Below are 9,807 nucleotides of genomic sequence, written 5' to 3'. Positions count from 1 at the left end.
CGGCTGTTGCCATGAGTATTCCAGGCCCAAGCGCACCTAGTCGAGACTTCCATACTGCTTTTGTTGTGTGCATTAATTTCTCAAAATATGTGTGTTGTGTGTTCTTTTTATCAGGGTCTGTTGACCTTTCAGGATTGAAATTTATTCAACCTAGGGGCGATTTAATCGCAGCGCGAGGTTTGTAACCTAGTGGGCTAAGTAAAAATCGAGCAATAAAGAGTTAATCGTCCCTAGGCAGAACCCTTTGGGCAGCGTATGTTGGGTTTTTATGCTGCGTTATCGCCTATTTATGGGGAAGAACCACACTACATAGGCTCTGCCTTGCCTAAAAGCCCAACATACAGCTGTAAATTCAACCTCGAAAGATAAACAGACCCTAACCTTTATAATTAATAAACTGCAAGAACGCATAACTTACCTAAATTACAGGCAATAAAAAAGAGCCATACGGCTCTTTTTTACAATACTTTGTGACTAAATTTTATTTAAGATCCATCTCTTGGATGATCTCGTGTGCGATTTCAGGTGTAGTGCTAACAGGCTTTTCGTGTAAGTTTGCTTTTATCTGCCCTTTTCGATGTTTTAGTGCTGCATCGAGTTTTTTAGCTGCACTTGCAATGGCAGGGTACATAACTTCGTTTTCCCCTTTTACCGATATGCGCGTGCCTTCATAATTAGTGCTAATTTCAGCTTGGATTTTATGATGTTCTTTAGACAAAATAATTTCGAGTGCAATAAGCGATGGGAAATGGCTCTCGATTTTTGAAAATTTTTCGTTGATGTGCTCTCTAATAGAGTCAGTAACTTCAACATGGTGACCAGAAAGATTAATTTTCATAGGGTATCCTTTTATTTGTTACCTCATAAATAGTATTGGGGGCTATTTAGATTAACACAAGGAAAAAAGAGATATATTTGAGGTTTATTTGCGGTTTTTGGTGATTTAAATCATGCGTTGCGCAAAGTTTATGCAAAGCCCATAGTGCATGGGCTTTCAGACGTCTAGCTGTACTGATTAATCTGTGTACGAACAACAGTAGTCAGCAAAATCAGATACTTTTACTTTAAAGCTTACATTTGCATCAACATTAAACGATTCACCCGCGTTAAATGTTTTCCATTCACTTGTACCTGGTAATAAAATATCCCATTGGCCAGCTAAAAGCTCCATGCATTCTTTTTGGTTTGTATCAAAAACAAACTCACCTGGTTGCATAAAGCCTAACGTTTTCGCTTCGCCATCACCTAAAATAACGGTACGACTTGACACTTTTCCGTCAAAATATACATTGGCTTTTTTTACTACACTCACGTTATCGAACTTTGGCATTTTTAGCTCCTGCTATTAATTTAAGATTTTTATTTATAAATTTTATCGCACTACCTTGCCTGATAGCTTACTTTCTTGCAAGGAAAGCTGCATTGTTCAAGGTGAAGTTGCTTCATGTAAGGGCATAAAAAAACCCGCAACATGTGCGGGTTTTTCAATTACTTACTTTATTTAATCAAAGCGATTAAAAAAGCTCGTTTGCTTTGCTTACAATGTTTGCCACTGTAAAACCAAAGTGCTCAAACAGCTCGCCTGCAGGTGCTGACTCACCAAAGGTAGTCATACCTACTACTGCGCCGTTTAGGCCTACGTACTTGTACCAGTAGTCAGCAATACCTGCTTCTACTGCTACGCGGCGTGAAACAGATGCCGGTAATACGCTTTCTTTGTATGCTGCGCTTTGATCTTCAAAGGCATCAGTACATGGCATAGATACAACACGTACCTTTTTACCTAGGCTGCGTAGTTCACTTGCTGAATCTTGTGCTAGTTGCACTTCAGAACCCGTTGCAATGAAAATAATCTCTGGGTTGCCGTCACAGCTAAGGATGTAACCACCCTTTTTAACATCTGCTAATTGCTGTGCGTCACGCGTTTGTTGCTCAAGACCTTGGCGAGTAAAGATTAACGATGTAGGACCATCTTTACGCTCAATAGCTTGTTGCCATGCAATTGCCGACTCAACTTGGTCACATGGACGCCAGTTGTATAGGTTAGGCGTTAAACGCATGCTTGCAATTTGCTCTACTGGTTGGTGAGTTGGACCATCTTCACCTAAACCAATTGAGTCGTGCGTGTATACAAAAATGCTTGGTTGCTTCATTAATGCAGCCATACGTACGGCATTTTTTGCATATTCAACAAACATTAAGAACGTAGCACCGTAAGGAATAAAACCTTTATGAAGCGCAATACCATTCATAATTGCCGACATACCAAACTCACGCACACCGTAATAAATGTAGTTACCGCTTGCATCATCGCGTGTTAAACCTTTAGAGCCATCCCAAATTGTTAAGTTTGAGCCAGCTAAATCGGCTGAGCCACCCATAAATTCTGGTAATAACGGACCAAACGCATTTAATGCATTTTGCGATGCTTTACGAGACGCTGGGTTTGCTGGGTTTGCTTGTAATTGCTCAATATACGCTTGAGATTTTTCAGCCCAATCGCCAGGAAGTTCGTTATTAATACGACGCTTGTATTCAGCTGCAAGCTCTGGGTATGCTTTTGCGTATGCTGCAAATTTTTCGTCCCAGCTTGATTCAAGCTGTTGACCTTTTTCTTTGCCATCCCACTGTGCGTAAATATCATCAGGAATTTCGAAAGCATCGCCAGTCCAACCTAAAAATTCGCGAGATGCTTTAATTTCATCATCACCTAGTGGAGCACCGTGACAATCATGGCTGCCTGATTTATTAGGTGAGCCGTAACCAATAATTGTTTTACAACAAATTAGTGAAGGTTTATCGGTAACGCTTTTTGCTTCTGCAATTGCAGCACTTACAGCATCGCTGTCGTGGCCATCAACACCACTAATTACATGCCAACCGTATGCTTTAAAGCGAGCTGGCGTGTCATCTGTAAACCAACCTTCTACTTCGCCATCGATTGAGATGCCGTTGTCATCCCAAAATGCAACAAGTTTACCCAGACCTAATGTGCCTGCAAGTGAACCTGATTCATGAGAAATACCTTCCATAAGGCAGCCATCGCCCATAAATGCATAGGTAAAGTGATCAACAATATCGTGACCTTCACGGTTAAACTGTGCAGCTAGCGCTTTTTCAGCAATTGCCATACCTACGGCATTTGTGATCCCTTGACCTAATGGACCCGTAGTAGTTTCGATTCCTGGTGCATAGCCATATTCAGGGTGACCTGGTGTTTTAGAATGCATTTGACGGAAGTTTTTAATTTCGTCCAGTGGTAAGTCGTAACCACTTAGGTGCAATAGAGAATAGATAAGCATTGAACCGTGGCCGTTTGAAAGAATAAATCTGTCACGGTCAGCCCACTCTGGATTCGTTGGGTTATGTTTTAGATAATCGCGCCATAATACTTCTGCGATATCAGCCATGCCCATAGGGGCTCCAGGGTGACCAGATTTGGCCTTTTGTACTGCGTCCATTGACAAGACGCGAATAGCATTTGCAAGTTCTTTGCGAGATGGCATGAATTCTCCTACCTTTATGTGTATTTGCGCGGGTATTTATGTGTTTGTTTATGCACCCAAGTAACTTGGGTTCGTTTATACCGACCATTCTTACTTATTGTGGGGGCTGTGTGCAATTAAAAACCCTATAAAAGTGAGGCATTATGAATATTTTTTAAGACCAAAAAGTTATTAGTAATTTTATTTAGACGTCTAGGCGTAAAAACACTATGCAAGGTGTTTTGTTTTCGATAAAATACGCCCCTTAATTTTTTAGCGCTAATACCGACGTTTGTGAAGCGCAATATTTGTGAGCAGAATTACAATGGCAAAACATTTATTTACTTCTGAATCAGTTTCTGAAGGTCATCCGGATAAAATCGCCGATCAAATCTCTGATGCGGTACTTGATGCTATCCTAGAGCAAGACTCTCATGCCCGTGTTGCATGCGAAACTTACGTAAAAACCGGTATGGTTATGGTTGGTGGTGAAATCACTACTAGCGCATGGGTTGATATCGAAGAAATTACACGTAAAACAATTCGTGACATTGGCTACACAAATTCAGACATGGGCTTTGATGCCGATTCATGTGCAATTTTAAACACTATTGGTAAACAGTCTCCAGACATTAACCAAGGTGTTGACCGTACTAGCCCAGAAGAGCAAGGCGCTGGCGACCAAGGCTTAATGTTTGGTTACGCATGTAACGAAACAGAAGTACTAATGCCTGCTCCAATTACTTACTCACACCGTTTAGTACAGCGCCAAGCGCAAGTACGCAAAAGCGGCGAGCTTAATTGGTTACGTCCAGATGCAAAATCTCAAGTTACTTTTGCATACGAAAACGGTAAGCCAGTAGGTATTGATGCTGTTGTACTTTCTACTCAGCACAGCGAAGACATTTCGCAAAAAGATTTAGTAGAAGCTGTGATGGAAACAATCATCAAGCCGGTACTTCCTGCAGAACTTATCACAAGTGCAACTAAGTTTTTCATTAACCCAACAGGTCGCTTTGTAATTGGCGGACCAATGGGTGACTGTGGTTTAACTGGTCGTAAAATCATTGTAGATACATACGGTGGTATGGCTCGTCACGGTGGTGGTGCTTTCTCTGGTAAAGATCCATCAAAAGTTGACCGTAGCGCGGCATACGCTGCACGTTACGTTGCTAAAAACATTGTTGCTGCTGGTCTTGCTGACAAGTGTGAGCTACAAGTTTCTTACGCAATTGGTGTTGCAGAGCCTACTTCTATTAGCGTTGAAACGTTTGGTACAAGCAAGCTAGAAGAAAGCCGTTTAATCGAGCTTATTCGTGAACACTTTGACCTGCGCCCTTATGGCTTAATTCAAATGCTTGATTTAGAGCGCCCTATCTACCTTCCTACAGCGGCTTACGGCCACTTTGGTCGTGACGAATTCCCTTGGGAACGTACAGATAAAGCAGACGCACTTCGCGCAGCTGCTGGCCTTTAAGCCAAAATTGTTGTAGTAAATTAAAAACGGCCCTTTTAAGGGCCGTTTTTGCATCTAAAACTTATTCGCTATATTGTTTGTAGAGCGTCTACAAAATAACTATTAAATCGACCTCGAATTCTTTTGTACTTTAGGTATATACTCATTTCATTATAAAAGCTTTAGGGACAGTTAAATGGCCGATAACCTTCGCGTTATATTTGCAGGACTTGCCGATAACGTTGACATAAAAACAGCATGTACAAATTTAGCTGCAAAATTAAAAACGTCAGATGAAAAAGTAGCTCTTTTTTTTAAAGGTAAGCCACTGTTTGCACCAAGCGATAAAGACAAAGCGTTAAAACAGGCTAAGTTACTAGCAGGCTTAGGCATTAAAAGTAAGCTTCAAGCTGTTTCAAACATCACTCAAAATGGCTCAAACCCTGCTGCAAATAACAACCAACGTGATGAACGTATTTTTGATGCACTCGATTACATCACTAGCAGCTTAATACGCCTTGAAGAAAAGCTAGATGAGCTAGAGCAACGCCTTCCTGAAGCTCAATTAAATACACCAGACGAAAGTGTAGACGAATGGCAAAATGACGACCTAATGCTAGATGAGGATTTAGCGACTCCTAAAAAACGCAGTAACTTACTTTTATATTCATTGATTGCAACTGCCACCATTTTGCTAGTCGTACTGGCTGTTTTTTTAATTTTTCCCGATTTATTCTCTTTTTAAAAATGGCTAATTAGTTTAATGAGCAATAAACGCGCACAAATAAGAGCGGAAATTCGTAACACCCGTAAAAACTTGTCAAATAATCAGCAAATAATTGCTGCGCAATCGCTAAAAATGAATTTTATTCAACACTTGAAAAGCGAAAAAACAACGAACTCAAAGCATATTGCCATTTACTTAAGTAACGATGGGGAGCTAGACACTTCATTGTTAATTAAAGAATTATGGAACTTAAACCATGCTGTTTACCTACCCATAATACACCCATTCAATGGCGCTAATTTACTATTTCAGCGCTATGAGAAAAACTCACCCATGAGGGCAAATCGCTATGGTATCTTGGAGCCTAAGCTGAACTGCTCTCAAATATGCCCATTACCAGTGCTTGATTACCTCCTTATGCCATTAGTTGCATTTGATAAACAAGGTAATCGCCTAGGAATGGGAGGTGGGTTTTACGACCGGACATTGGCGCGTTTACACGAACAAAATTGGCAAAAACCACAACTAATTGGCCTTGCACATGAATGCCAAAAAGTTGAGGCCCTACCAATCGAGTCGTGGGACGTACCACTTAAAACCATTATCACCCCAGATAAAACATACTGTTGGTAACAATTAAATTTGATTACTAACCGCATATTTCTGACATACATGAGCACAAAGCAATGACACAAGACGAATTAAAAAAAGCAGCTGCTTGGGCAGCACTCGAGTTTGTAAAAGAAAACACTATTGTAGGTGTGGGTACAGGCTCTACTGTTAATCACTTTATTGATGCCCTTGGCTCAGTAAAGGACACTATTGTAGGCGCTGTATCAAGCTCAGAAGCCTCAACCGCGCGCCTACAAGCGTTAGGTATTGAAGTATTTGAGCTTAATAACGTTGCTGCTTTAGATGTATACGTTGACGGTGCTGACGAAATAAATGCTCAAAACGAAATGATTAAAGGTGGCGGTGCAGCCCTCACTCGCGAAAAAATAGTAGCCGCAGTAGCTAAACAATTTGTGTGCATTGTAGATGACACCAAATTAGTAAAAACATTAGGCGACTTCCCGCTTCCGGTAGAAGTTATTCCAATGGCTCGCAGCTACGTTGCTCGAGAATTATTAAAGCTTGGTGGTGACCCTGTTTATCGCCAAGGCGTAGTTACCGATAACGGTAACGTTATATTAGATGTATTTAACTTAAAAATTACCAATGCTAAACAACTTGAAGCACAAATAAATTCAATTGTTGGCGTAGTTACCAACGGCCTATTTGCAATGCGTGGTGCTGATAAAGTGATTATCGGTACTAAAAATGGGCCACAAATTAAATAGGATGAGGTTATGAGTAAGGTATCGTTAGCAAAAGACAAAATTAAAATTCTCTTGCTTGAAGGTGTTCACCAAAGCGCTGTTGAAACGCTAAAACGTAACGGTTACAGCAATATCGACTACGTTAAAACATCCTTACCTGAGGACGAATTAAAAGAGCGCATTAAAGATGTTCACTTTGTAGGACTTCGTTCTCGTACTCATATTAACCAAGCCGTATTAGACTCAGCTGACAAGCTAGTTGCTGTTGGGTGTTTTTGTATTGGTACAAACCAAGTTGATTTAGATGCAGCACGCGAACGCGGTATTGCTGTATTTAACGCACCATTTTCTAATACTCGTTCAGTTGCTGAACTTGTACTTGGTGAAATCCTACTTTTATTACGCGGTATTCCAGAGCGTAATGCAGCGGCTCATCGTGGTGGCTGGTTAAAAACAGCAAATGGTTCGTTTGAAGCACGTGGTAAAACATTAGGTATTATTGGCTACGGTCACATTGGTACTCAGCTAGGTATTATGGCTGAAAATATCGGTATGAACGTGGAGTTTTACGATATCGAAGATAAATTATCACTCGGTAATGCAAAACAAGTTCACAACCTAACTCAGCTGTTACAACGCTCTGATATTATTAGCTTACACGTACCAGAAACACCGCAAACTAAAAATCTTATTGGTAGCGCAGAACTTGCTGTTATGAAGCAGGGATCTATTTTGATCAACGCTTCACGCGGAACTGTTGTTGATATTGATGCACTTGCAGAAGCACTAACAGAGAAAAAACTAAGTGGTGCAGCAATCGATGTGTTCCCTACTGAGCCAAAATCTAACGATGAAGAATTTGTATCGCCACTGCGCCAATTCGACAATGTTATTTTAACGCCGCACATTGGTGGCTCTACACAAGAAGCGCAAGAAAACATTGGTATTGAAGTAGCGGGTAAACTGGCTAAATACTCAGATAATGGCTCAACTATTACTGCCGTTAACTTCCCTGAAGTATCGCTGCCTGAGCTTGCTAATCGTAGCCGTTTATTACACGTGCACCACAACCGCCCTGGTGTACTAACGCAAATTAACCAAGCGTTTGCACAGCACGGTATTAACATTGCTGCGCAATACCTACAAACAGACGCATCTATTGGTTATGTAGTTATTGATGTAGATACAGATCAATCTGAAGTAGCACTTAAAGAACTAAGCGCTGTTGAGGGTACAATTAGAGCACGTATTTTACATTAATAAGTACTTTTGATATTAAGAAGGGTCCTTATGGACTAATGCCGTTCACTTAAGGTGAGCGGCTTTTTTATTTCTAGCGTACCGCTGTGGTCTTGGCTTGACTGCACGAGGAAAACCTCGTTCCCTTCGAGGCTCTAGAATTAGGCTTTCTGCCGTCGCATAAAAGTATTTTAATTGACGTGGTATGGCTCCAGGTGTTGAATAAGGTAATCCAACAAGCAACCTCATTATTTGAGCTAAACTACCATTGAAACTCAGTTGGTACGGTAAATAATCACCTTTTAATGTGTGGCACATTTTTACCATCTGATATCGCACCATATTATAAGTAAGCAACACTCCCCACAGCTCTTGCTTTACAAGCGCTGGTAAGCGACTTCTTAATGTTAATCGATTGCCCAGCATATATTGCTTTTGTTCCCGATAACCAAGCTCTATCTCCCAGCGGTGACTGTACAAATCGCCTATATCGGCTGACAGATATCGCATCGGATCTGTCATAGATGTCATCACACTATATGACTTCCCCTTTATTTTTCGAGTCACTAACCTCGCGATTAAGGTGTTAGGCAGCGTTGGCCACATCTTTCTTGCTCTTGGGTTGCTGCTAAGTTGGACTAATTTATCATTACGCCCTAATGTTTGAATAACTTCATATTGCACATTTTTTTTCAGGGGGATTAGCCAATGGCGTTCACTGCCAGTTGTTTGCCATTTATGTAAAAGCCCTAAAGAATAGAAACCTTTGTCGAATAAAGTGAGACTGTTATCGGGTGTGGTTTCTATAAGCTTTTCAGCCAGCACCATTTCATTGACCTTGTAATCATCAAAAGCACTCCCCGTGATTAGGTGGCTGCTTAGCTCCATTTGACACACCATTCTGACCTGTGGGTATTGTGTATTGGTCGGTTTTGTAAAGGCTTCATTGTTTTGGGGTGAGTCATCCGTACGCCAAACAACACCATCGACACCAAGCAAGGTAAGCCCATTCCAATGAGGATGATTAGCGCCATTATTCCAATGCCTTTGGGTGCATTCAAATAAGGCTTTCATGGCGGCTTCACCTAGGTTTTTACGACGCTGAGTTAAAGCACTTGGCGCAACAAATGGCTTACCATCGCGGTCAACAATGTCGAGCATATTAACGACATCGGCCATCGATTTGTCATTATAAATAACCATCCCGATCAACAACCAAGCCATCGATTCTAGGGTTAGTTTTCTTTTTCGTAGTGTAACGGTTTCGGTCAGTGCATAGGCTTCTTCGATAAGAGATAAAGGGAGTAAATCTGCGAGTGTTTCAACGTCATTAGGTTTGTAGTGGTACAGTGATTTTGGCCACCCATTAAGAAAGAAATGTTATGCTGATAAGCATACAAATTTGGGTGAAAAAATGACGAAATTAAAACGCGCAACGTATTCTGCAGCAATCAAATTAGAAACAGCTCAGCTTGTAGTTGACCAAAGTTATACTCAAGAAGAAGCAGCCAAAGCGATGGGAGTGGGTAAATCAACCGTTAGTAAGTGGGTTACTCAATTAAAGCAAGAGCGTAATGGCCA

At 41.0% G+C, this 9,807-nt stretch carries 11 protein-coding genes; 7 read left to right on the top strand and 4 right to left on the bottom strand.

All coding sequences use genetic code 11. The features are described from left to right. Positions 1–185, top strand: a 185-nt coding sequence (locus tag L654_RS1000000128270; RefSeq protein ID WP_225305747.1) for a hypothetical protein, incomplete at its 5' end; no start/stop codon positions are given. 296 nt (positions 186–481) lie between these two features. Here the strand turns inward: L654_RS1000000128270 and raiA are convergent. The 3 genes from raiA to tkt all read right to left on the bottom strand — a co-directional run bounded on the left by raiA (position 482) and on the right by tkt (position 3,506). Continuing rightward, on the bottom strand, positions 482–838 hold the full coding sequence (raiA, locus tag L654_RS0110880) for a ribosome-associated translation inhibitor RaiA (RefSeq protein WP_007584763.1): 357 nt from the start codon (positions 836–838) through the stop codon (positions 482–484). 177 nt (positions 839–1,015) lie between these two features. Further along, the gene (locus tag L654_RS0110875; RefSeq protein ID WP_024608024.1) at positions 1,016–1,330 is read right to left on the bottom strand and encodes a pyrimidine/purine nucleoside phosphorylase; all 315 of its coding nucleotides are present in this window, start codon (positions 1,328–1,330) and stop codon (positions 1,016–1,018) included. Between the two features lie 184 nt (positions 1,331–1,514). Then, positions 1,515–3,506: a transketolase gene (gene tkt, locus L654_RS0110870; RefSeq protein ID WP_024608023.1), complete on the bottom strand. Its 1,992-nt coding sequence runs from the start codon at positions 3,504–3,506 to the stop codon at positions 1,515–1,517. A gap of 304 nt (positions 3,507–3,810) precedes the next feature. Between tkt and metK the strand changes: the two genes are divergently transcribed. From metK to serA, 5 genes are all read left to right on the top strand, one after another. Then, positions 3,811–4,962, top strand: coding sequence for a methionine adenosyltransferase (gene metK / locus L654_RS0110865; protein WP_007584761.1), 1,152 nt, complete (start codon positions 3,811–3,813; stop codon positions 4,960–4,962). Positions 4,963–5,137: 175 nt separating this feature from the next. Beyond that, a complete protein-coding gene (locus L654_RS0110860; protein WP_024608022.1) occupies positions 5,138–5,686 on the top strand; it encodes a hypothetical protein in 549 nt (182 codons plus the stop codon). Between the two features lie 18 nt (positions 5,687–5,704). Further along, the gene (locus tag L654_RS0110855) at positions 5,705–6,301 is read left to right on the top strand and encodes a 5-formyltetrahydrofolate cyclo-ligase (protein WP_029753580.1); all 597 of its coding nucleotides are present in this window, start codon (positions 5,705–5,707) and stop codon (positions 6,299–6,301) included. A gap of 53 nt (positions 6,302–6,354) precedes the next feature. Beyond that, on the top strand, positions 6,355–7,008 hold the full coding sequence (gene rpiA, locus L654_RS0110850; RefSeq protein ID WP_007584757.1) for a ribose-5-phosphate isomerase RpiA: 654 nt from the start codon (positions 6,355–6,357) through the stop codon (positions 7,006–7,008). A 9-nt stretch (positions 7,009–7,017) separates the two neighbouring features. After that, positions 7,018–8,247: a phosphoglycerate dehydrogenase gene (serA, locus tag L654_RS0110845; RefSeq protein ID WP_007584756.1), complete on the top strand. Its 1,230-nt coding sequence runs from the start codon at positions 7,018–7,020 to the stop codon at positions 8,245–8,247. Between the two features lie 45 nt (positions 8,248–8,292). On the opposite strand, the gene L654_RS0110840 is transcribed toward serA, so the two are convergent. Next, on the bottom strand, positions 8,293–9,576 hold the full coding sequence (locus L654_RS0110840; RefSeq protein WP_029753579.1) for an IS4 family transposase: 1,284 nt from the start codon (positions 9,574–9,576) through the stop codon (positions 8,293–8,295). A gap of 64 nt (positions 9,577–9,640) precedes the next feature. Here L654_RS0110840 and L654_RS1000000127790 point away from each other — a divergent pair. Further along, a partial coding sequence (locus L654_RS1000000127790; RefSeq protein ID WP_024608019.1) for a transposase occupies positions 9,641–9,807 on the top strand: 167 nt, incomplete at its 3' end.

It is taken from the genome of Pseudoalteromonas sp. TAB23 (genome assembly GCF_000498075.1).
GTDB classification, from domain to species: domain Bacteria; phylum Pseudomonadota; class Gammaproteobacteria; order Enterobacterales; family Alteromonadaceae; genus Pseudoalteromonas; species Pseudoalteromonas arctica.
Note: the sequence above shows the minus strand (reverse complement) of the source record. Positions and strands in the feature narration are given on the sequence as shown.